At 55.0% G+C, this 653-nt stretch carries 1 protein-coding gene and 1 pseudogene; both read left to right on the top strand.

All coding sequences use genetic code 11. The features are described 5' to 3' along the window. On the top strand, positions 1-337 hold a 337-nt coding region (gene tnpB / locus AAC147_RS10155), incomplete at its 5' end, for an IS66 family insertion sequence element accessory protein TnpB (RefSeq protein ID WP_047686507.1). Positions 338-418: 81 nt separating this feature from the next. Beyond that, positions 419-653, top strand: a pseudogene (locus AAC147_RS10150) (IS66 family transposase); the annotation flags it as partial.

Below are 653 nucleotides of genomic sequence, written 5' to 3'. Positions count from 1 at the left end.
CCCAGCGGGCAACATTTATCTGGTTTCCGGTCAGACCGACATGCGAAAATCCATCGACGGACTGGCGAGTGTGGTGGAGGCACTGGGGCTGGATCCGCTCAGTGAAGCCGGGTTTATTTTTTGTAACCGCCATCGCGACAAACTCAAGCTCCTGTTCTGGGACACCAACGGTTTCTGGCTCTACTACCGGCGGCTGGAAAAAGGCCGTTTTCAGTGGCCCGCGCCCGTGGCGGACGGCACCGTACACATTACGCGCCCGCAACTGAACTGGCTGTTGTCGGGGCTGGCATTAACCCATCCCCGTGCCCATCAGCCTCTGCGGGAAGTCAAAGTGTGATCGGTGACACTGATCCCGGATTTGGACTTGCATGATCCGGTGGCGCTGTCACACTCAGGTTTTTCCCTGAGAGCCTGAATGATGACTGACCTCCTCGATGATATTGACCAACTGAAAGCCCTTATCGGCCAGCTTCAGGCCGAAATTCAGGAAAAAGATCATCATATTCAGCTCCTGCTCGAACAGCTCAATCTCAGCAAGTCTAAACGCTTTGACAAACAGAGCGAAAAGGCCGATAAAGGCACATTTAACGAGGCGGAACAGCAGGTAAGCCTGCCGAAATCCGCCCCGGTGCACCACAAAAAAGGGCGTCAGC

It is taken from the genome of Xenorhabdus sp. NBAII XenSa04 (assembly GCF_963866145.1).
GTDB lineage: Bacteria > Pseudomonadota > Gammaproteobacteria > Enterobacterales > Enterobacteriaceae > Xenorhabdus > Xenorhabdus indica.
The sequence above is the reverse complement of the archived record's forward strand: the minus strand, read 5'-3'. Positions and strand labels throughout refer to the sequence as shown.